The organism is Phenylobacterium sp. (assembly GCF_030693405.1).
In the GTDB taxonomy this organism is placed as follows: domain Bacteria; phylum Pseudomonadota; class Alphaproteobacteria; order Caulobacterales; family Caulobacteraceae; genus Phenylobacterium.
Genome location: NZ_JAUYAW010000062.1, coordinates 1 through 20945 on the forward strand (window position 1 = coordinate 1; position 20945 = coordinate 20945).

The 20945-nt window shown below is 67.0% G+C and carries 21 protein-coding genes and 1 tRNA gene; 16 read left to right on the top strand and 6 right to left on the bottom strand.

From position 1 onward, the window contains the following. Position 1: 1 nt before the first annotated feature. On the top strand, positions 2 to 799 hold the full coding sequence (locus tag Q8N19_RS13100; RefSeq protein WP_305591345.1) for a YihY/virulence factor BrkB family protein: 798 nt from the start codon (positions 2 to 4) through the stop codon (positions 797 to 799). On the opposite strand, the gene Q8N19_RS13105 is transcribed toward Q8N19_RS13100, so the two are convergent. After that, entirely contained in the window at positions 756 to 1004 is a 249-nt protein-coding gene (locus Q8N19_RS13105) for a sulfurtransferase TusA family protein (RefSeq protein WP_305591347.1), read from the bottom strand. The genes Q8N19_RS13100 and Q8N19_RS13105 overlap by 44 nt on opposite strands. Before the next feature lie 124 nt (positions 1005 to 1128). Between Q8N19_RS13105 and Q8N19_RS13110 the strand changes: the two genes are divergently transcribed. From Q8N19_RS13110 to Q8N19_RS13135, 6 genes are all read left to right on the top strand, one after another. Continuing rightward, positions 1129 to 2580 carry an MFS transporter gene (locus Q8N19_RS13110; RefSeq protein ID WP_305591349.1) on the top strand — a complete coding sequence of 484 codons (1452 nt, stop codon included), beginning with the start codon at positions 1129 to 1131 and terminating at the stop codon, positions 2578 to 2580. 144 nt (positions 2581 to 2724) lie between these two features. Continuing rightward, positions 2725 to 5217 carry an ATP-binding protein gene (locus Q8N19_RS13115; protein WP_305591351.1) on the top strand — a complete coding sequence of 831 codons (2493 nt, stop codon included), beginning with the start codon at positions 2725 to 2727 and terminating at the stop codon, positions 5215 to 5217. 132 nt (positions 5218 to 5349) lie between these two features. After that, a complete protein-coding gene (locus tag Q8N19_RS13120) occupies positions 5350 to 8346 on the top strand; it encodes a YdbH domain-containing protein (RefSeq protein WP_305591353.1) in 2997 nt (998 codons plus the stop codon). A gap of 37 nt (positions 8347 to 8383) precedes the next feature. Then, the gene (locus Q8N19_RS13125) at positions 8384 to 8575 is read left to right on the top strand and encodes a YnbE family lipoprotein (protein ID WP_305591379.1); all 192 of its coding nucleotides are present in this window, start codon (positions 8384 to 8386) and stop codon (positions 8573 to 8575) included. Positions 8576 to 8584: 9 nt separating this feature from the next. Further along, positions 8585 to 8965: a YdbL family protein gene (locus Q8N19_RS13130; protein ID WP_305591355.1), complete on the top strand. Its 381-nt coding sequence runs from the start codon at positions 8585 to 8587 to the stop codon at positions 8963 to 8965. 35 nt (positions 8966 to 9000) lie between these two features. Beyond that, positions 9001 to 10353 carry a deoxyribodipyrimidine photo-lyase gene (locus tag Q8N19_RS13135; RefSeq protein WP_305591357.1) on the top strand — a complete coding sequence of 451 codons (1353 nt, stop codon included), beginning with the start codon at positions 9001 to 9003 and terminating at the stop codon, positions 10351 to 10353. Positions 10354 to 10359: 6 nt separating this feature from the next. Here the strand turns inward: Q8N19_RS13135 and Q8N19_RS13140 are convergent, their stop codons facing one another. After that, positions 10360 to 11457: a 2OG-Fe(II) oxygenase gene (locus tag Q8N19_RS13140; RefSeq protein WP_305591358.1), complete on the bottom strand. Its 1098-nt coding sequence runs from the start codon at positions 11455 to 11457 to the stop codon at positions 10360 to 10362. A 294-nt stretch (positions 11458 to 11751) separates the two neighbouring features. Here Q8N19_RS13140 and Q8N19_RS13145 point away from each other — a divergent pair, with 294 nt between their 5' ends. Both Q8N19_RS13145 and Q8N19_RS13150 read left to right on the top strand, forming a co-directional pair. Beyond that, positions 11752 to 13227 (top strand): DUF4118 domain-containing protein, encoded by a 1476-nt coding sequence (locus Q8N19_RS13145; protein ID WP_305591359.1) that lies wholly within the window; start codon positions 11752 to 11754, stop codon positions 13225 to 13227. After that, positions 13224 to 13922, top strand: a complete 699-nt coding sequence (locus Q8N19_RS13150; protein ID WP_305591360.1) for a response regulator — start codon at positions 13224 to 13226, stop codon at positions 13920 to 13922. Before Q8N19_RS13145 ends, Q8N19_RS13150 begins: the two co-directional genes overlap by 4 nt. A 17-nt stretch (positions 13923 to 13939) precedes the next feature. Here Q8N19_RS13150 and Q8N19_RS13155 read toward each other — a convergent pair whose 3' ends face one another. The 3 genes from Q8N19_RS13155 to Q8N19_RS13165 form a co-directional block, all read right to left on the bottom strand. Continuing rightward, entirely contained in the window at positions 13940 to 14263 is a 324-nt protein-coding gene (locus Q8N19_RS13155) for an HPF/RaiA family ribosome-associated protein (RefSeq protein ID WP_305591361.1), read from the bottom strand. A gap of 43 nt (positions 14264 to 14306) precedes the next feature. Beyond that, positions 14307 to 14516: a hypothetical protein gene (locus Q8N19_RS13160; RefSeq protein WP_305591362.1), complete on the bottom strand. Its 210-nt coding sequence runs from the start codon at positions 14514 to 14516 to the stop codon at positions 14307 to 14309. 138 nt (positions 14517 to 14654) lie between these two features. Further along, on the bottom strand, positions 14655 to 14969 hold the full coding sequence (locus Q8N19_RS13165; RefSeq protein ID WP_305591363.1) for a helix-turn-helix transcriptional regulator: 315 nt from the start codon (positions 14967 to 14969) through the stop codon (positions 14655 to 14657). 112 nt (positions 14970 to 15081) lie between these two features. Between Q8N19_RS13165 and Q8N19_RS13170 the strand changes: the two genes are divergently transcribed. The 3 genes from Q8N19_RS13170 to Q8N19_RS13180 all read left to right on the top strand — a co-directional run bounded on the left by Q8N19_RS13170 (position 15082) and on the right by Q8N19_RS13180 (position 17256). After that, positions 15082 to 15657, top strand: a complete 576-nt coding sequence (locus Q8N19_RS13170) for a TetR/AcrR family transcriptional regulator (RefSeq protein ID WP_305591365.1) — start codon at positions 15082 to 15084, stop codon at positions 15655 to 15657. A gap of 29 nt (positions 15658 to 15686) precedes the next feature. Continuing rightward, positions 15687 to 16850, top strand: a complete 1164-nt coding sequence (locus Q8N19_RS13175; RefSeq protein WP_305591367.1) for an aromatic ring-hydroxylating dioxygenase subunit alpha — start codon at positions 15687 to 15689, stop codon at positions 16848 to 16850. Positions 16851 to 16962: 112 nt separating this feature from the next. Further along, entirely contained in the window at positions 16963 to 17256 is a 294-nt protein-coding gene (locus tag Q8N19_RS13180) for a hypothetical protein (RefSeq protein WP_305591369.1), read from the top strand. 102 nt (positions 17257 to 17358) lie between these two features. Here the strand turns inward: Q8N19_RS13180 and Q8N19_RS13185 are convergent. After that, a tRNA-Ser gene (locus Q8N19_RS13185) sits at positions 17359 to 17448 on the bottom strand. A gap of 184 nt (positions 17449 to 17632) precedes the next feature. Here Q8N19_RS13185 and Q8N19_RS13190 point away from each other — a divergent pair. The 4 genes from Q8N19_RS13190 to Q8N19_RS13205 all read left to right on the top strand — a co-directional run. Next, complete coding sequence (locus Q8N19_RS13190) at positions 17633 to 18493, top strand: septal ring lytic transglycosylase RlpA family protein (RefSeq protein ID WP_305591371.1); 861 nt, start codon at positions 17633 to 17635, stop codon at positions 18491 to 18493. Between the two features lie 46 nt (positions 18494 to 18539). Further along, positions 18540 to 19178 (top strand): dTMP kinase, encoded by a 639-nt coding sequence (tmk, locus tag Q8N19_RS13195; RefSeq protein WP_305591373.1) that lies wholly within the window; start codon positions 18540 to 18542, stop codon positions 19176 to 19178. Then, entirely contained in the window at positions 19171 to 20169 is a 999-nt protein-coding gene (locus tag Q8N19_RS13200; RefSeq protein WP_305591375.1) for a DNA polymerase III subunit delta', read from the top strand. Before tmk ends, Q8N19_RS13200 begins: the two co-directional genes overlap by 8 nt. A 17-nt stretch (positions 20170 to 20186) precedes the next feature. After that, positions 20187 to 20945: TatD family hydrolase (locus tag Q8N19_RS13205; protein WP_305591377.1), on the top strand; the 759-nt coding region annotated here is incomplete at its 3' end.

Below are 20945 nucleotides of genomic sequence, written 5' to 3' on the forward strand. Positions count from 1 at the left end.
GCTGGCGATCTTTCCGGCAGTGGCGCTGCTGATCGGCGCCTATAGCCTGCTGGCCGATCCCGCCCAGGCCGAGTTCCAGGCCGAGGCCCTGGCGCGCCTGATGCCAACTGGCGCGCGGGACCTGTTTCAGGCTGAGCTTGAACGACTGGCCCACGCGCCACGCGACGCCATCTCAGCCCAGAGCGGCGTCGCCCTGGTCATCGGCGCCTACGCTGCCCATCGCGGCTTCAAGGCCCTGCTGGCCGGGCTCTCCTTCATTCATGACGAACCGGACCCGAGGGGATTCGTCGGCTTCAACCTCCTGGCGCTGGTCGTCCTGCTGGCGGCCGCCGCGATGATGGGGGTGGTCTCCTCCATGTTCCTGGGCCTGCGCGTGGCGGCCGCCACCCTTGACCTGCGGCCCCTGGCCGGGGTGTCATGGCTCTACAGCGAGTGGACCTGGGCGAGTTCCGGCCTCACGCTCGGCATGAGCCTGATCTACCGCTATGCCATGTCGCGACGAACGGTCGCCTGGGCCGCGGCGATCTGCGGCGGCTTCGTTTCAGCCATGCTGTGCCTGTTCGCCTCCTGGGCCAGCGCCTTCTATGTGGAGCAGATCGCCCACCTCGGCGCGACCTATGGCTCGATCACCGCCGTGGTGGTCTTCCTGATCTGGCTGTCCTGGAGCGTCAACGCGGTCTTCTTCGGAGGCGCCCTGGCCACTGAAATTGAGATCCGCGTGGACGAGCATCGGCGACAGGCCCTGCTGGCCGATCTCAGGCCAAAGAGCCCGCGGCTGACTTCTCCACCAGGAAGCTGAACCCCGCGCCGTCGGCCACCTGCTCGACCAGAACCAAGCCTGCGCCGGCGACGAAGTGCGGGACGTCGATCCGCGCCAGCGGGTCGTCAGCCAGCAGTCGCACCCGAGCGCCGTCCGACGCGGACTCCAGGGCGCGGCGCAGTCGCAGGGTCGGAACCGGGCAACGATGGCCCCGCGCATCCACCAGGATTTCGGGAGAGGACATGAACGCCACTTAACGCCCCTGATCCGGGCGCGAAAGTGCGTTTATGCGGCCATTTTCTGCGCCCTGACGTGCGTCCGATCGACGGGTTCAGGCGTTGACCCCGAGTTTGGGGAGAGGGAAGCCCATGGCCAGTGCCGACGTCTTTGTCACGCGTGTGCCTGCACGGCTGGATCGACTGCCCTGGAGCCGGTTCCACTGGCTGGTGGTCACCGCCCTGGGGGTGACCTGGATTCTCGATGGCCTGGAGGTGACCCTGGTGGGGTCGCTGTCGCCGGCGATCGCCGGCGAGGACGGGCTCAACCTCACCGCCACCCAGGTCGGCCTGACCGGCAGCGCCTACATTCTCGGGGCGGTGTTCGGGGCGCTCGTCTTCGGTCGGCTGACCGACCGTTTCGGACGCAAGAAGCTCTTCACCGCCACCGTCTTCGTCTACATGATCGCCACCATCGCTACAGGATTTTCGTGGGACTTCTGGTCGTTCATGCTGTTCCGGTTCCTGACCGGCGCCGGCATCGGCGGCGAGTACGGCGCGGTCAATTCCGCGATCCAGGAGCTGATCCCGGCCCGCCGCCGCGGCTTCACCGACCTTGTCATCAACGGCAGTTTCTGGCTGGGGGCGGCGCTTGGTGCGCTCAGCTCGATCTTCCTGCTCAACGCCGACTTCATTGACCCGGCCTGGGGGTGGCGCCTCGCCTTCATCATCGGCGGCGCCATGGCCCTGATCATCATCTGGATAAGGCGTTTCATGCCCGAGAGCCCGCGCTGGCTCATGACCCATGGGCGGGAGTCCGAGGCCGAGGCGATCATCGCCGAAATCGAAGCGCGGGTGGAGCGCGACACCGGCCGCAAGCTGCCGCCCCATGACGACCTGCTCAGCCTGCGCCTGGTTCGCCGGCCCCCGACCTCATGGGTGGAGATCGCCACCACCCTGGTCCGACGCTACCCGCAGCGCACGACCCTGGGGATCGTGCTGATGGCCACCCAGGCCTTTTGCTACAACGCCATCTTCTTCACCTACGCCCTGATCCTGACGCGGTTTTACGACATCGCGCCGGCCAGCATCGGCTGGTTCATGCTGCCCTTTGCGCTGGGCAACTTCATGGGGCCCCTGTTGCTGGGCCGGCTGTTCGACAGCTGGGGGCGAAAGCCGATGATCAGCCTGACCTACGGGCTGGCCGGGGTGCTGATGTGTCTCACCGGCTGGCTTTTCAGCATCGGCCTGTTGTCAGCGCCCGCCCAGACCGCGGCCTGGACCGTGATCTTCTTCTTCGCCTCAGCCGGCGCCAGCGCCGCCTATCTGACCATCGGCGAGACCTTTCCCCTGGAGATCCGCGCCGTCACCATCTCGATGTTCTACGCCTTCGGGACCCTGGTCGGCGGGGTGGGCGGCCCGGTGCTGTTCGGCGCGCTGATCGACACCGGGGAGCGGAGCCAGATCCTCTGGGGGTATCTGCTTGGCGGGGGACTGATGGTTTTGGCCGCCCTCGTCGAGATGAAACTCGGCGTCGCCGCCGAGCGGCGGCCCCTGGAGGAGGTGGCTCCGCCCCTGTCTCAGGCGCCAGAAGACATCCCGTGACACCGTCGCACGGCGCCGCGGCGCAGTGACGCACGGGTTGATATTGTGGGCGAACACGGAGAAAAACCGGGAGGGTAGGTGATCGCCTCCGGAGACCTAGCGTCGATGAAGTCTCTGACTCGCCAGTTCCTTATCAGTATAGGGTTGACCACTCTATCTCTGACTGTGCTGGCGACCGCGATCGCGGCGCTCATCTTTCAGAGCGAGCTCGCCCAACGTCAGGTCGCCTTCCTTGGGGACTATGTCCGTGAGCGAAGCCTAAACCTGGATCGTCGGTTCGCGGCCCTGACCGCGCTACAGGTCGCCGCTGCGAAGGAGTTGGAGCGCAGGACGCTCGCCCTTGAGCCCGGGGAGGCTGAGCGACTCGCCGATCAGTACTTCCCGCTGCGCCCCGACGGCACCCGTCGCAGCCGTCCGGAGTTCTTCGATGGGATCAGGCGCAGCGACGGCGGCTTCATCTATGGCATGGGCGCCTTCGTCGGCCGAGCCGAGGCGACCCCGCCTGAAGAGCTGGCGGCCCTGACGGCCAGCTTCAGCGTGGTGTCGGACCTGGGGCAGGCCGCAGGCGCGGACCTGGACAACTTCTACTTCTTCACTCCGGCCACCCGGCTGGTGATGTTCGGCCCCAAGCGGCCTGATCGACTGATGTTCTATCGCGAACATGCGCCGGCCGATCTGGACGTCAGCGGCGAAGAGATGACGCTCATTTCTCTGCCGGCCAACAACCCAGGCGCCGAGACCCGATGCACGCGCCTGCAACGGCTTGTACAGGAGGCCGACCTCAATCCTCGCCTGGGCTCAGCCTGTCTGACGCCGGCCTATGTGAACGGTCGGTTCGTCGGCGCTTTCGGCTCGTCCATCGAGCTGACCGGCCTGTTTCAGAGCGCTGTGCGGGAGACCCTGCCGGGGGCGACGGCCATGATCATGACCCGCGACGGAGAGATCATCGCTGATGAGGCCTTCGGCCTGGGACCGGTCGCTCTACAGAGCGAGATCGAGGCCCTGGAGGAGGCTACAGGCACCCGGGTGATCGCTGCTGCGATCAAGGCCAGTCCCGATCGGTTCGGCGTCATGGACAGCCCCGACGGCAACGCCATCATCGCCTTTGGCCGATTGAACATGGCCGACTGGAATCTGCTCCTCGTCTATCCCAAGCGCGCCCTGATGGTCAGCGCCGCCCGATCGGCGGCCTGGGTCCTGCTTCTCGGGGCGATTGCGTCGGTGCTCCAGGCGCTTCTGATGATCTATCTCGCCCGTCGCCACATTACAGAACCGGTGCGGCGCCTGGCGGACTCTTGTGATCCTGATCGTGTCCCGCCGACTCCCGCGCAGTTGGCTGAGGATGAGGCGCGACAGGACGAGATCGGACTGCTGGCGCGCGCCCTGGCCAGAGAGCGCGCCAAGGCCGAGGCCGCCAGGGCGACCTTGGAAGACCGGGTCCGTGAACGTACGGCTGAGCTGGAGCAGGCCAATGCCGAGAAGTCCCGGTTTCTGGCCAATATGAGCCACGAGCTGCGCACGCCCCTCAATGGGGTGATCGCCATATCGCAGGCTTTGAAAGAGCGTCAGTCAGATCCAAGGAACCAGGAACTGGCGGATCTTATCGTGTCATCCGGGCGGCTGCTGGAACGGGTTCTCACCGATATCCTGGACTTCTCCAGCATGGAGGCCGGTCGCATCTCCCTGGCCCGGGAGGCGTTCGACATGGAAACCCTGGTTGGCCGCATCGCTGAACTTCATAAGGCGTCGGCTGTGGAGAAGGGTCTGAGGCTCGACTGGGCGGTCCAGTCGGCGGCGAAGGGCGCCTATCTGGGAGACACCGTCAGGCTGACCCAGGTCCTGTCCAACCTTCTCAGCAACGCCGTCAAATTCACCCAGCGAGGCAGCGTAAGTCTGAATGTGGATACCCGTGGCGCGTCGGTGGAGTTCACCGTGAGCGACACGGGGATAGGCTTCGATGAGGCGGTCCGCGATCGCCTCTTCCGCCGGTTCGAGCAGGCAGACGACTCCATCAGCCGCCGGTTTGGCGGGACGGGCCTCGGCCTGGCCATCAGCCGCTCCCTGGTGGAGTTGATGGGCGGCGTGATCAACGTCACCTCGACTCCAGGGAAGGGATCGGTGTTCACGATCGCCCTCGACCTGCCCCGGGCTGCGAATTCGGGTCTCGACGAGGGGGCTGCTGAGGAGGTCCGGGCGGAGGGCCCACCCCTTGGCGCGCTACGCGTCCTGCTGGCTGAGGACCATCCGACGAACCAGAAGGTTGTTCAGCTCATTCTTGGTTCAGTGGGCCTGACTCCTGTGATCGTAGAAGACGGCCAGGCTGCCCTGGACGCCCTGGAGGCCACAGACTTCGATGTGGTTCTGATGGATATGCAGATGCCAGTCCTCGATGGGCTCAGCGCCACGGCCGAACTTCGTCGCCGGGAGGCGGCCCTGGGACGGCGGCGTACGCCGGTGATCATGCTGACCGCCAACGCCCTGGAAGAGCATGTGCAGGCCGGCCAGGCGGCTGGGGGGGACTGGCACCTGTCCAAACCTATTCGGGCGGAGGACCTGTTGGGCGCCATTGCTGGGGTGACCGGTGAGGTCGATGATCCACAGGACTCTGAGATTTTGCCCAACAAGGCTGGAGCTTAACGGGCCGCCTGAGCATTATGGCTGCGGCCTCACGTGAACCAGACCTCCTCCCCAGATTCTGCAGCGGTCGTCCGCGCGCCGGACGCCACGCCCGGGCGCCGGCGACGTCACGGGCCATGGGCTGCGGCCACAGTGGCCCTTATCCTGGTGCTCATCCTCGCCATGGCGGCGACCTATCTGGCCCGACGGGCCTTGGCGCGGGAGGCTCTGGTCAGCTGGCTGAACGCCCGCGGCATTGAGGCCGAGGCCAGCTTTGAGGCGCTTGGCCCGCGGGGACTCACCGGACGCCTCCGCATTGGCCCCGCCGACGCCCCGGTTCTCACCACCGAACGGGCTGAACTCTCTTACCGCCTCACCGGACCCTGGCGGGGCGAGGCGTTTGGCGTCGAACTCGAGCGAATTGAACTCTTCGCCCCGACAATCAACGTACGCCTGACCCCGGAGGGGCCAAGCCTTGGCGTCCTCGATCCGCTGATCGCTGAGTTCCGCAGCCGGCCCACGCGCCCTGACTCCATTTCGCCTGACGTCATCGTGCATGACGGGCGCTTGCAGGTAGATCACGAGGGCGGGCGGGCGCTGATCCATGCCGATGCGGAACTCCGCCAGGGGATTCTGGTCCGTCTTTCAGGACGGCTGGCGCCGACACGCCTGGTGGTGGACGATTTCACCCTGGACCTGGGCGAGGCGCGTGTTGGGCTTGTGACGCGGGAAGGGCGCGTCAGCGCCAGTCTCGTCGCGGCGCTTGGCTCCGGCCAGCTGGGTGACGTGTCGGTTGGGCCGGGGACCCTGTCGGTGGCGATCAACGCCCCATACCCCGAGCTGAATGGCCCGCTGGGACCTGGGCCGATCACGGCGGTGGCCAACCTCAGGGCGGGCAGCATCGCCCGCGGCGGCGACACGGCCCGGGCGGTCACGGCGTCGGCGAGCTTCAAGGGCCTCGCCTCAGGAGACCTGGACAGACTTGTGCTCCGTGGGCGCAGCGCGGCGCGTGTAGATATCGCGAGCGGCGAGCTCACGGGGGCGCGGTTCGCAGGTCTGGTCGGCTCGGCGCAATCGGACGACCTTGTCTGGCGTCGGGGACCGGCCGGAGGCCTATCGGCGCGGGTTCGGCTCGGCGTCCAGGGTCGGACGCTTGAATCCGGCGACATCGCGCTGCGCCAGGTCGCGGCCGATCTGTCCGGTCCGATCACCCATGGGGCTGGCGGCGTGACAGCGGACCTCAGCGGGTCGGCCAAACTCGCAGGCCGATTCGCGGGTCTGGGTCGGCCCAGAGCTGATGATTTCGAGACCGTGGCGGGGATCAAGCGCGCCGCCCAGGACTTCAGCCTCAGCACCCCGTCCATCCAGGTGGCGTACGACAGCAATGGGCCTCGAATGAGCCTTGGGCGTCCAGCCAGCCTGCTCCCGGCCAGCGGCGGACAGGTCACGGTTTCGGGCCGGGGAGGCGCGCCGGTCTATGCGGACGGTGGCGGGGCCTTCGATCTCAAGGTTCAGGGCGGCGGGCTCCCCAGGCTCAATGCGGCGGTGCGGTCATATCGGCGGATCGAGAACGGCCTGACCGCTGAGGCTCGGTTGGATATCGCCACGGACCTTGGTCCCCTGGAGGGCCTTTCCACCGTAGCGACCGGACGTCTCGGCGTATCGGACGGTGTTGCGACCTTCCGCGCCTCTGGTTGCGCGCCGATCAGCCTCAACCGCTTCGAGGCCGGCGACACCAGTGTCGAAGGGATCGCGATGACGCTCTGTCCAGGCAACAGCCCAATGCTGGTGGCTGGCGCCGGCCAGTGGCGCCTGAGCGGTCGGGCGGAGTCGGTCTCAGCCCATGTGGGCTTCCTGCAGACCGACCTGCAGCAGGGTCGTGCGAACCTGGTGTTCGGCTCGGGCGCCCAAGGCCTGTTCAGCCAGGCGACTATCCTCGGCGGACGGCTGGTGGACGCCGCAGAGGGGCCGCGGTTCAATCCCCTCGATCTGACGGGGGAGGTGCGGCTGGCGCAGGACGTATGGCAGGGCGATCTCGCCCTGGCCTCAGGTCCGCGCCCGATCGCCGAGGTGAACCTGACGCACCGAGGGGCGAGTGGGACCGGCGGCGTGTCGATCGATACCGGCCGTCTGACCTTCGCCGAAGAGGGCCTGCAGCCCGCCGACCTGTCCCCGCTCGCCGAGGCGATCGGCTCGCCTGCCAATGGGGCGGTTCAATTCACGGGCGCGTTCGATTGGGGATCCGAAGGGGCGAGAAGCCAGGGTCGTCTTTCAGTGTTCGCCCTAGACTTCAACAGCCCTGCTGGTCCAGTCAGGGGGCTCTCCGGCGACGTGGACTTCACAAGCCTGGCGCCGCTTGAGACGGCGGTTGATCAGACGCTGGAGGCGCAGGAGCTGCAGCTGCTGGCGCCGCTCGGCAGCCCGCGCGTCACCTTCCAGCTCCTGGGCCAGAGTCTTGACGTCGCCGGCGGCGCCGTGAGCCTCGGAGGCGGCACGGTCCGCCTGGAGCCGATGAGCATTCCTTTCGACTCCGCCCAGGCCTGGCGTGGGGAACTGGTGCTCGAAGGTGTCCAGCTGGCCGACGTCGTCAGCGCCACGCCCTTCGCTGATCGGGTGTCGCTGACGGCGCGGGTGAGCGGCCGTCTGCCCTTCATTGTCGGCCCTGATGGGTTCAGGTTCGTGCAGGGACGTCTGGAAGCGATCGAACCTGGGCGGATCTCGATCCGCCGCGCCGCCCTGACCGACGTGAACGCCTCTGGCGGCGCCGCCAGCGCCGAGGTCGACGGCCTGGGTGAGACGGTCGCCCCGGCGGAGGAGACCAATACCGCGGTGGAGTTCGCCTATCAGGCCATGGAGCATCTGGCCTTTGATCTGCTGGACGCCGAGATCACCAGCCTGCCCGGCGGGAGACTGGGGGTTCTCTTCCATATTCGCGGGGAACACAGCCCACCGCAGCGCCAGGAAATACGCCTGACCCTGGGCGAGCTGATCCGACGCGACTTCCTGAACCGTGAGCTTCCTTTGCCGTCCGGCACCAAGGTCGATTTGACGCTGGACACATCCCTCAACCTGGATCAGCTCTTGGCCGACTACGCGCAGGCCCAGGCGGCGCGCGGTTCAGGCGAGGTTCAGGCGCCTGATCCACAATGACCCATCCGATGTCCAAACCCGAGGAGCCGCCCACTTGATCTCAAAGCGACAATTGACCGGCGCGTTCCTGGGCGTCGCCGCCCTGACCGCAGCCCTGGGCGCCTGCGCCCCCACTGTGCGGGTCCAGGTCGATCCGATCACCATCTATGCAAAGCTGGACGCTGACGTGCGCGTCCGCCTGGACGAGGACGTCAAGGCGCTGATCCAGCAGAACCCGAACCTGTTCTAGGGGATGCTCATGACCCGTATGAAATACCTGGCCCTCGCCGTCGCCATTCTCGGCGCCGCGGGCGTCGCCACCGTCGGGATCGCCGCCGGCGCGGCCGTAGCCCAGACCGCAGAGGCCAAGGCCCTCGTGGACGCCGCCAAGGCGCAGGGCGTCGTGGGCGAACGCAATGACGGCCTGCTCGGGTTCGTCGGCGCCAATACCGATCCGGCCCTTGAGGCGGCGGTCAATGAGATCAACGCCGGTCGCTCGCAGCTCTACCGTCAGGCCGCAGCCCGCAACGGCGTGACGGTCGCCGCCGCCGGCGCCGCGGCCTTCACCGAGGTGGTCAGCACCCGACTGCGGCCGGGGGAGTACTATCAGTCGTCCACCGGCGCCTGGGTGCGCAAGTAGCGACCCGCTGATCCATGCCCCTAGAAGGCGCCCGTGTGCGTCCCCTGAAGGACGCGCCGGAGAATCCTGAGGGACGGTATGTCCTCTACTGGATGCAGTCGTCGCAGAGGGCGGACTTTAACCCCGCCCTCGAATACGCCCTGGAGGCGGCCAACCAGCGCAACCTGCCGCTGCTGGTCGCCTTCGGTCTGACCGATGACTATCCGGAGGCCAACGCCAGGCACTACGCCTTCATGCTCGAAGGCCTCGCTGACGTGCGGCGGCGGCTGGCGGCGCGGGGGATCAGCTTCGTGCTTCGTCGTGGCGCGCCGGACGCGGTTGCGCTGGGCCTGTCGCAGGACGCCGTGCTGGTGGTCTGCGACGCAGGCTATCTGCGCGTGCCTAGGCTGTGGCGGCGTCAGTTGGCCGAGGGGATGGATCGACGGTTTATCCGGGTCGAAGGTGACGTGGTCGCCCCCATCGCTCAGGTCTCGAACAAGCATGAGTACGCGGCCCGTACGATCCGACCCCGCATTCAGCGGGTCATGGAGGACTATATCGTCCCGCTACAGCCAGGGCCGGTGGCGCGCCCCGGGGACCTTGGCCTCGCCTCTGATTTCGACCTGGCCGACGTCCCGGGCATCCTGAACACTCTGCGCCTTGACCAAAGCTGTGCGCCGGTGCGGCGTTTTCGGGGCGGGGAAGGGGAGGCCCGCGCAAGGCTGGCCAGATTTGTCGACGCCGCGCTTGGCGACTACGGCGCAGCAAGGGGCAAGCCTGAGGCCGAGGCGGTCTCCTATCTCAGCCCTTATCTGCACTTCGGCCAGATCTCGCCGGTGGAGATCGCCTTGGCCGTCCGACACGCGCAGGCCGGCGCGCCTGAATCACGGGCCACCTATCTTGAAGAACTGATCGTTCGCCGTGAGCTGGCGATCAACCACGTCTGGTGGTCGCCCGACTATGACCGCTATGAGGGATTGCCGGCCTGGGCCCGGGCCACACTGGAGGGCGCCGCCAGTGATCCCCGCCCACATCTCTATGACTATGACGCGTTTGACGGCGGCGCGACCCATGATCCCTACTGGAACGCCGCCATGAGCGAGATGAAGGTCACCGGCTACATGCACAATCGCCTGCGCATGTACTGGGGGAAGAAGATCCTGCAGTGGTCGGCGACGCCACAGGAGGCCTTCGCTACGGTGCTGGCGCTCAACAACCGCTACCTGCTGGACGGCCGCGACGCCAATTCCTACGCCAATGTGGGCTGGATCTTCGGGCTTCACGATCGCCCCTGGCCGCCTCAGCCGGTTTTCGGAACGGTCCGGTCCATGGGCCCAAACACCTTCAAGAGTTTCGACGCTGAGGCCTATGTGCGGCAGGTGCGTCGCCTGGTGGCGGCGGAAGCCTGAGTCCTCTCAGGCCTGGCGCCGCTCGAGAGCCGCGGCCGGCCTCTCTGCGGGGGTTGCCCCATCCTCGGCCTCAACCGACGCCAGATAGGCCGCGCGCACCTGCGCCCCGTCCTCGTCATAGAAGAAGGGCAGGAAACAGTAGCGTCGGCCCTGGGTGACGGGCGTCGCCTCATGCAGCAGCGAGCAGGAGAAGATCACCGCGCCGCCGGTCGGGGGGCGGTAGGTTCTGGTCCCGAACTCCGGGAACCGGAGGTCTCCGCCCGCATGGGTCTCAGCGTTGAGATTGATCGAGCAGGCGAAGCGCCTGTGTGCTGTGCCGGCTGTGGTGTTGTCGCGATGCGGTTTGAAATAGCCGCCGCCCTCGGAGTCGTAGCAGGCGACCATGTAGCGCTCCACGCGGCTGACCTGAAACTGGAAGGCCTTCCGGATCTCCGGCAGCAGGCGAGACTGCATGCGGTGCCGCACCAGAGCCTGGAGCGTCTCATCCTCGATCATCGCGTCACGGCGGCGCTTGGTGGAGTCCATGATCGGTACGGTCTTGCCCTGGACCTCCCGCATGACTCCTGATGGCGTGCCGCCATGGTCGTCATAGAATTGGATGAGCCGCCGACAGAGGTCGGGTTCAAACACGCGCGGCACAATCAGAACCGGGGCATGCAACGGCACGCCCGCATGGTCGTCCGGTGACGGCAGTTGGGCGACGACGCCCAGCAGCCGGTCAGTCTGCTCCAGCCCTGCGACGGCAAAGATGCGCATGGACGGATCGACCAGGACCCAGTGCGGGTTGGCGACGCCGCCGGCGCTCAGGGCATGATACAGTCGGCTCACAGCGCCGCTGGGGTCGAAAAACCAGTAGAGGCCAGGTTCGTTCTGCGCTGTCCCAATGGTCTCGGCGTCACGGGCCACGGCGAACGCGGGGATGTTCTTGCGCGCGCGGACTTCGCTGCTGGCGCGGAGCTTCGCCAAAACGCCCGCCCGGGCCTCGGCCGCCTCCGGCAGGAACAGAAGCAGGATGAAATAGCCCCCGAGGCTGCCGAACGCGAACTCAGGATTGATCGGGGAGCCCGTCGTGAACCAGGGCGCCGGCTGGCCAGGGCGCAGCATCAAGCCGGCCTGGGGTCGGCGCTGAGGGCGCGACGGGACGGGGTGGGGGACATGACCTCTCCTCAGAACTGAGCCGAGAGAGCCGCGCCCCAGCCTGGCGGGCAAGCACAGCGGGCTTATAAGACCTGCATAATGTCCGCATAATGTCGGCATAATTGACGTTCGGTGGCCCAGGTCTCAGCCTTGATCCTGGCCGGCCGCTACCGGCCCGGTTCGCTGACGCCCCTGACCCCCGGGTCTGCGCGGGGCGTCGGCGAACCCTCGAAACCAGGCCCGCGGGCCGTCGGAACATCCATGCTCAACTATGCCCTGACCGCGATCCAACGCCACCGGCGGACGCTGTCCTATGCCGGCGCCGTTCTGCTGGTGCTTGCGGCCAACCTGCTGGCGTTTCTGCTGGACCAGCAGCTCGGCTACGCACGGGTCTCCATGGTGTTCCTGGCCGCAGTGCTGATCAGCGCAGTGAGGCTCGGATCGGGCCCGGCCTATCTCTCCGCCGCGCTGGGCTTCGTCAGCTACAATTTTTACCTGGTGGAGCCACGCTACACCTTCGGAGTCGAATCTGAAGACATCGTCATCCTGATCGTCTTCCTGTCTGTCGCCATGTTGACGGGCGGGCTGGCGGGCCGCGTCCGCGACCAGGCGCGGCAGTCACGCGATCGGGCCCAGACCACATCGGTCCTCTTTGAAGCGGGGCGCGATTTCGCCGCCCTGGGCGAGGAGGCGCCCATCGCGCGACGCCTGGCCGATGGTCTCGCTGGGGCAGCGCAAGGGAAAGCCGTCGTCGTCATCGGGACGCAGGTCTATTCCTCCGAAGCCGCGACGCCATCTGCCGCCCTTCTGGAGGCCCTTCGGGCGTGCCAAGTGGGCGGCGCCCACGTGGAAGGACCAGATGGCTGGCGGCTGAGGGGCCTTTGGGCTGACGGACGACAGCTCGGCGCTGCGGCCTGGCGGCCGCTTCTGATCCAGTCCGAAGAGGTCGACCAGTTCAGACTGATCCACGTGCTCCTGGACATGGGCGCCTCCGCCATCGCCCGGGCGCGTCTTGGGAGGGCCTGGGCGGAGATCGAGGCTCGCAATCGCACGGAGTCGCTGCGAAACGCCCTGCTGTCATCAATCTCCCATGACCTCCGCACGCCCCTGTCCGCGATCCTGGCCTCAGCGACAAGCCTCAAGACCTTCGGCGGCCTCTTCGAGCCGGAGGTGCGAGATGACCTGCTCGACACCATCACCGAGGAGGCCGAGCGTCTGAACGCCTTTGTCGCCAATCTGCTGAGCATGACCCGGCTGGAGGCGGACGCCCTGGCGGTGCAGCCCAGCCCCTTTGAGGTCGCCGAGGGGCTTGATCGCATTCACCGCAGGTACGCCCCGCGCTGGCCCGATCGCCGCCTCACGCTCAATCTGCCCGAAGCGCCGCTCATCGGTTGGGGTGACTCCATCCTCTTTGAGCAGGCGCTGACGAACGTGGTGGAGAACGCCCTGCGTTTCAGTCCCGAATCTGGTGAGGTGCGCATCGCCGCGCGGCGGGCGGGGGAGACTATTCTGGTCCAGGTGAGCGACCAGGGACCCGGCGCGCCAGAAGATGAATTGGGCCTGCTTTTCGAAAAGTTCTATCGTTCGCCGTCCGCCAACCCCAATCTGCAGGGCGCCGGTCTTGGACTGTCGATCGTCAAAGGGTTGATGGAAGCCATGGGCGGCGAGGTTTCAGCGCAGCTCCGGCCTGACGGACCTGGACTTATCGTCACCCTCAGCCTGCCGGAGGCCCCATGAGCATCGCAGGCAACCTTCTGCTCGTCGATGATGAGCCGCAGATTCTGAGGTCGCTGCGCCCAGCGCTGACGGCTGCAGGTTACGGTGTGGCGACCGCCGACACCGGGGCCGCGGCGCTCAGCCATCTGGCAGGGGAGCCCTGCGATGTGGTCATCCTGGACCTTGGCCTGCCCGACATGGACGGCAAGGCGGTCATCGCCCGCTTCCGCGAATGGTCAGAGACCCCCATCATCGTGCTGTCGGCGCGCGACCTCGAGGATGAGAAGATTGCGGCGCTTGACCTGGGGGCCGACGACTTCGTCAACAAGCCCTTCGCCGTGGGAGAGCTGCTGGCGCGTATCCGCGCAGCGCTGAGGGGGCGTGACCTGCGCCTGGCGGGGCGGGCGCGTTTCCGCAGCGCGGAGCTGGAGGTCAACTTCGCCACACGTCGCGCCTATGTGCAGGGTGAGGAGGTGCGCCTCACGCCACGGGAGTATGATCTGGTGCGCACCCTGGCGCGACACCCCGGGCGGGTTGTGACCCACAAGCAGCTGATTGCCGCCGTCTGGGGACCTGACGCGTCGGTCGACGCCCAGTTCGTCAGGGTTCTGGTCGCTCAGCTTCGGCAGAAGTTGGAGGAGAACCCGTCCGCACCCCGGGTCCTGCTCACAGAACCCGGGGTCGGATACCGGCTGGCGGCCGGGGAGGATGGCTGACTGATCGTGCGGCCGGCTCAGTGGCCCTTGCGGTTGGTGAGCTTGCCAAAAGTCCGGTCCAGCGCCGTTGCGAGTTTGTCCAGGGCGCCCGCCGTGGCCTGGTCGATCGACCCGGCCTGCTCGCTGACGGTCACCGGACCAAGTCCCGCTGGCCGCGCCTCCATGACGCAGCGTTTGTCGTCGCCCTCGGTCCGTTCCCCGTTTTCATCGCCCACATGAACTTCCACCCGGGTCAGGCGCGCCTCAAAGCGCGAGAGGCGGTGGCGAACGTCACTCTCAATCGACTGGGCCAGGGCTTCGCGGCCATCGATGTTGTTGGCGGTGTTGATCTGCACCTGCATTGCGGGCTCCGGGGCGTTTGAGGGGGGGCGACGAGGGATGGTCTCAGCGTGCTTTTCGCGAGCGCTCAAGCACCGGCCGCTGACCTTCAGCGTCGAAAGCCCCGGACGGGGCCACGTCAGAGTCCGGGAGAGGGTTCATACCCTCAGACGAGGTGCGACCAGCGCCGGGGCGGGCGTCACTCGTGATCGATTCTTTCATCTCCATGGCGCGAGCGGCGGCTTCGGCCTGGGTCTCGGGTTTGGGGTCGGACATGTTGACTCCTCTCATATACTCCTAAGAGAGAAGTCGCAGATGAGCCGTTAGTTGCATGAAAAAGAACGAGAAGGGGCTTTGCCCTCCTCACTTCACCGGCCCCGGCGAGACCACGGCGTGTCCGGGGGCGACCTGGTCCTACGAGAAGATGGGACCGCAGCTCGCCCCCTCGCTTTCACAACAGTCCTTCATCAGGAAAAGCGCCAGATCCTGAATGCGGGCCAGCTCGGCGCGGTAGATGATCGAGCGGCTGCGACGCTCCGACGTGACCAGGCCCGCCCGACTGAGCACCGCCAGATGCGCTGACATGGTGTTGGCGGGGGCGCCCATGGCCTGGGCGATCTCGCCGGCCGGCAGGCCTTGGGGCTCATGGCGGACCAGAAGTCGGAAGGTCTCCAGCCGTGTGGTCTGGGCGAGGGCGGCGAAAGCGGTGATGGCGGCGGCGGGTTCCATGGTTCCAATATCGTCGAACCTCGCCCGCGAACAAGGGCTCAAGGTTTGTCGACCGCAGAACTAAGGATCGCGCGGGATTGCCTTTGTGGAACGATCGGTCCAAAATTAAGCCATGGCCCGTCCTCTAGAGTTTGACCGCACCGTCGCCACCCAGAGCGCCCTGATGCTGTTCTGGCGCAAGGGATATCAGGCGACCTCCCTCGCCGATCTGGTCAGCGCCATGGGGATCAGCCGCTCTAGCCTCTACGCCGCCTATGGCGACAAGCGCGGTGTGTTCATCGAGTGCCTGGACCTGTTCGCCGCCCGCAGCATTGACATTCTTGCCCGCGCGCGTGCGCAGCACCCGCCGCTGGCGGCGCTCCGGACCTTCTTCGTTCAGACCCTCTCGGAAGAGGCCGGCGGTCGTTGGGCATGGGGCTGCATGCTGGTCAATACGGTCCTGGAGACGGCCGATGTGGACGAGGCCCTGTGCGACCATGCGCGCCTCCGCCTGGGCGAGGTTGAGGCGGCGTTCGAGGCCTGCCTGACGGACACCGGCTGCGGCGCGGCGAAAGCCGCCGAGCTCTCGGCCTTCCTCATGGTGGTCAATGAGGGTCTGCGGGTCTCCAGCCGCCGCGCCCTGCCCGAAACCGCCCACCGCGACCAGATCGACACGACATTCCGGCTCCTCGAGTCGGCGCTTGCCTGAACCTCAACCCTCCAACCGGTGACACCGCCATGAAGACCGCTGTTCAGATTGAAGTGCTTCGTGAACTCCTTCAGCAGCTGGACGATGGCGTGAACGCCGACGCCGGCGGAATGCGGGCCTTCCCGGCCGAGGCCTATACGTCGCCTGAGATCGCGCGACGGGAGTGGGAGGTGCTGTTCAAGGGCCAGCCCCAGCTGGTCGGAATGACATCGGACCTGCCGTCGCCGGGCAGCTTCCTCACCACGGAGGACTTCGGATTTCCGGTTCTGGTGACCCGGGACGACCAAGGGGTCGTGCGGGCCTTCCTGAACGCCTGCCGCCACCGGGGCTCGATGGTGGAGACCGCCGCAAAGGGTCAGAAGTCGCGATTCTCCTGCCCCTTCCACGCCTGGACCTATGACTCCAAGGGCGCGCTGATCGGGGTCCCCATGGAGCAGCATTTCGGGACCATAGACCAGAGTTGCCTTGGCCTCATCGAGCTGCCGGCCCTTGAGCACTTCGGGTTTCTGGTGGTTCACCCGGACCCGAAGGGCGTGATTGATCCGGCTGTCCTGTTCGAAGGGGTCAGCGAGGACCTGGAGAACTGGGACTGGGGCCGCTACCAGTTGGCCTACGAACAGACCCTCGACATGAAGATGAACTGGAAGCTCGCCACCGATACGTTCGGTGAGACCTATCATTTCAAGCGGCTGCACCGGGACACCCTGGCCAACAACTTCCATGGCGATGTGCTGTCCTATCGGAGCTATGCGCGGAACCATCGCATGATCCTGTGTCTGCGGGGGATTGATGACCTGCGCGGCCGACCCGAGGCGGAGTGGCGGATCGAGGACGGCGGCTTCCCGGTCTACTTCCTGTTCCCCAATGTGGTGGTGAATGTGGGCAACAAGCGGATCGCCGTGGTGCGGGTCTATCCAGATCCAAACGATCCGGGCCGGTCGATCTCGAAGATCAGCTACTATTTCGACCGCGACGTTCTGACGGAGAACCCCGGCTTCGCCCAGCTGTTCTCCGAGGGGTTCACCCGCGTCGTCGCCGACGAGGACTACGCCACCGCCGAAACGACCCAGCGGGCCCTGGCCTCAGGACTGATGAGCGAGGTGATTTTCGGCCGCAACGAGCCGCCCCTGCATCACTACCACAACACCTTCCGCAAGGCGCTGGGCGAGGCGCCGGTGGACTTCATGAGCTAAATCGCCGCGGACGATGTCGTCAGCAGATTACTGGCGCCACAGCTTTCCCGTATCTGACAACCAAAAACTAATTATGCCGTGGTATTCGTCAGGAAATTGGCGGAGCGCTTAGATGATTAAAATTATCGTTCAGGGCTGGAATTTCATCTTCAATCACAATGTGAGCCCTCTTCGCCACATCGAAGACGTAGCTATCAGGCACTATATCCTCCAGGCTTTAGGGTTCATGTGGGCTGTGAGCTTTTCGGTTGCTGTCGGCAGCTACACGACGGCCTTCGCCAACATCATAGGCCACGCTGTGTTGATCGCTGCGGCGGGCATAACGGTCGCCACCTACACGACCGCAAAGTTGAAGCCGTCCGCATTCAAGGGTTCCGGACGTCAAGCGGATGGCGAGCACCAGTGATCCGCTGGGCTTGGCGCCCATCGGAGCGTGGGCCAGGTCACGAGGGACCTCACATGCGGCCGTCCCCAGGCCGCAGAGCCGGACAGCGGTTGTGTCACATGATGGCGGACGGGGTGGGATTCGAACCCACGGTGGGCTTTCACCCACGGCGGTTTTCAAGACCGCTGCCTTAAACCACTCGGCCACCCGTCCGGAGGGGCGGGCTATAGCAGGGGCCGGGCCTGTGTTCCAAGGCTTCTGGGTTCCAAGGCTTCTGGCGCCGGGCTTAACCTCGCCTCAAGGCTCCTCGTTCACACTCCGGTAAGCACAGGCGGAGGAGGCGGACATGCGGGGCGACACATGCCGGCGAGCAGCCAGCGTTAGGACCGTTGTTGGGGTGAGCCTGGGGGCGCTGGTGGTCACCGCCTGCGCCGCCCCGAAACCCAAGCTTTCCAGCCGACTGCCGCAGGCCGAGTCGTCGGGCGCCAAGGCCCCCACCGGCGCTGGGGGAAGTTACAAGGTGGGCAAGCCCTACCAGGTGGCGGGCGTCTGGTACGTGCCCAAGGAAGATCCCAGCTACAACCGAGTCGGGACAGCCTCCTGGTACGGCGCCCAGTTCCACGCCAAGGCCACCGCCAATGGCGAGGTGTTCGACATGGACGCCCTGACCGCGGCGCACACAACCTTGCCCCTGCCAAGCCTCGTGGAGGTCACGAACCTGGAGAACGGCCGCAAGGTGATCGTGCGGGTCAATGACCGTGGTCCCTTTGTAGGAGACCGGATCATCGACATGTCTCGCGCCGCCGCGCGGGAGCTGGGGTTTGAGGCCAAGGGCCTGGCGAAGGTGCGCGTGCGCTATGTGGGCCGGGCGCCCCTGGGCGGGGGCGGCGATCCCGGCGTGCGCAGGGCGGAAATCCCGGCCAGTCTGCCGCCCGCCCCGATTCCCTACAGCCAGATGGCCCGCGCGCCGGCGCCGCCGCCTGCGCCCGTCAGCGCGCCCGAGCCTGCGCTTGAGGCGCCGGTGGCCGCCCCGCCGGCGAGCTACCGGATCCAGGCCGGCGCCTTTGGCGACCGGGTCAATGCTGAGCGGGCGGTGAGCCGACTGGCCCATGCCGGCCAGGCGGTGATCGAGCCCACAAGCGGCGGGCTCTATCGGGTGGTGCTGGAGACCGGGGCTGACGAAGGCCGCGCCTGGATCGTACGCGATCAGGTGGCGAGCGCCGGATTTACCGACGCGCGGGTCATCCACCCCTACTGATCGGCGCGCCCTGGACTTACGGCCCGAAACGGCCAATTTGGGGACCGTGAACCAGGCTCGTTTCATCACATTCGAAGGCGGGGAGGGGGGCGGCAAGTCCACCCAGCTACGCCTGCTGGCGCAGAGGCTGACTGAGCTTGGCCACGAGGTGATCTCCACCCGTGAGCCGGGCGGCTCCCCAGGGGCGGAGGCGATTCGCGATCTGCTGGTGCGCGGGGAGGCTGATCGTTGGTCGGCCATGACCGAGACGCTGCTGATGTACGCAGCCCGGCGCGATCATTTGGAGCGGGTGATCAGCCCCGCCCTGGCCCGCGGCGCTTGGGTGCTGTGCGACCGCTTCGCGGACTCCACCCGCGCCTATCAGGGGGCGGCTGGGGGAACAGACCTGGCCTTGATCGCCGCGCTGGAAGTCCACGTCCTGGCCGGCGTCCGCCCGGATCTGACCCTCATCCTGGATCTACCGCCGGAAACCGGACTGACTCGGGCGGTCAGTCGGGCAGGGGTGGAGACTCGCTTCGAGTCCAAGGGCGCGGCGTTCCACAGCCGGTTGCGTCAGGCCTTTCTCGACATCGCTGCAGCCGAGCCCGAGCGCTGCCGTGTCATCGACGCGAGTCAGGCCCTGGAGAGCGTCACCGCCGATATTTGGGCCGCGGTCACAGGTGAGGCGCCGTCCGACCGTGGCTGAGGCTCCTCCCCATCCCCGGGACGTCTACGACCTGACCGGCCAAGAGGGTCCGGAAGCCGCCTTCGAGGACGCCCGCGCCAGGGGTCGGCTGCACCACGCCTGGCTGTTGACCGGACCCGAAGGGGTCGGCAAGGCGACCTTCGCCTACCGCGCCGCCCGCCGACTTCTCGGGGCGCCGCCCGTCAAGGGGCATGGGGTCCTGGGGGTCGATCCTGACCATCCGGTGAGCCGGCAGGTGGCCGCGCGGTCGCATCCTGATCTGCTGGTGATCGAGCGGATGGGCGAGGACGGCAAGCTGCGCAAGTCCATCCCGGTGGATGAGGCGCGCAAGCTCTCGGACTTCTTCTCCAAGTCGCCGGCCTCAGCCCCCCACCGGGTGGCGATCATCGACCCGGCCGACGACCTGAACGTCAATGCGGCCAACGCGGTCCTCAAGACCCTGGAGGAGCCCCCGCCCCAGGGGGTGATCTTCCTGGTCTCCCATTCCCCGGGCCGGCTCTTGCCCACCATTCGGTCCAGATGCCGGCGCCTGCTGTTCCGGCCCCTGGGGCTAGAGGCGACGGCGGCCTTCGTCCGGGACCATACCAGCGCCAATCCCGAGGAGGCCCTGCGTCTGGCGCGGATGTCGGGGGAGGCCCCCGGCCGCGCCCTGACCATGGCCGCTGGCGCGGCCCTGGCCCTGGACGACGCCGCCCGGGACATCCTGGCCCGTCTGCCGCACCAGGATGAGGCCGCCGCCCTGGCGCTCACCGATCGGTTCCGGGGCGGAGAGGGGGCCGCCAACTTCGCCCTGTTCATGGAGCGGCTTGGGGAGCGTGTGCACAGCCTGGCCACCGACCGGGCCGGCGCCGGCCGTGGCGGCCTTGATCCCTGGGCCCAGGCGTGGGAGAGGCTGAGCGCCCTGCCGCGCGAGGTCGAGGGCCTGAACCTCGACCGCGCCGACGCCCTGTTCACGGTGCTTCGCGAGCTGCGGATCGCCGCCCGCGCCTGACCGATCGTCACTGTTCCATGCTCATCGACAGCCACGTCAATCTGCACGCCCCCCAGTTCGATGAGGACAGGGCCGAGGTGATCGCCCGCGCCCGGGCGGCCGGCATCGCCCTGATGGTCAATATCAGCGACAAGGTTTCAGGCTTCCCCGCCGTCCGCGCCGTCGCCGAGGCGCCCGACATCTGGTGCACCGTCGGCACGCACCCGCATGAGGCCAAGGAGAACCCGGACCTGTCAGCCGCGACCCTGATTGCGCTGGCCGCAGACCCCAAGGTGGTCGGCATCGGCGAGACGGGGCTCGACTTCCACTACGACCTCAGCCCCCGGGACATTCAGGCCCGCGTGTTCCGCGCCCATGTGGCGGCGGCCCGGGAAACCGGCCTGCCGCTGGTGGTCCACACCCGCGAGGCCGACGAGGTGATGACCGCGATCCTGGAGGAGGAGTACGCCGCAGGTCCCTTCCGCATGCTCATGCACTGCTACACCAGCGGCGCAGAGCTCGCCCGGCGGGCGGCCGCGCTCGGCGCCTGGTTCTCGGTGTCAGGCATCGCCACCTTCAAGGCCGCACAGGACGTCCGTGATGTGATCGCCGAAATGCCGGCAGAGCGGATCATCGTCGAGACCGATTGCCCCTACCTCGCGCCCGTTCCCCAGCGCGGTCGTCGCAACGAGCCGGCCTATCTGCCCCACATCCTGGCCAAGCTGGCGGAAATTCGTGGCTGGAGCCTGACGGAGGCCGAGGCGCGCACCGAAGACGCCTTTTTCGCGCTGTTCGAC